Genomic DNA, 255 nt, shown 5'->3' with positions numbered 1-255 from the left:
ATCTTCGATTGACTGCTAATGTAAAACCTGCTACCGCCTTGCCACTTGACGTATAGCGCAAATCAGGGTCTTTTGTTAAACGTCCTACCAAAGTTACATTGTTAATCATAATAAATTCCTCTTTTCTGTTTTTTTAAGTCTAAAATTTTATAAAAAGCATGCTAAAGAATAATATGAATTGAATCATTGTTATACTAATCTCACTAACGACATCACTCGTATATCTTCATCTTTTGACTGATACGAAAGGGTTAT

At 32.2% G+C, this 255-nt stretch carries 1 protein-coding gene; it reads right to left on the bottom strand.

The features are described from left to right. The coding region (locus P3R27_RS15100) for a single-stranded DNA-binding protein (RefSeq protein ID WP_301399229.1) at positions 1-109 on the bottom strand (109 nt) is incomplete at its 3' end. Between the last annotated feature and the right edge of the window lie 146 nt (positions 110-255).

It is taken from the genome of Enterococcus spodopteracolus (genome assembly GCF_030441955.1).
Classification (GTDB): domain Bacteria; phylum Bacillota; class Bacilli; order Lactobacillales; family Enterococcaceae; genus Enterococcus_B; species Enterococcus_B spodopteracolus.
This window is presented reverse-complemented; position numbering and strand designations above follow the sequence as displayed.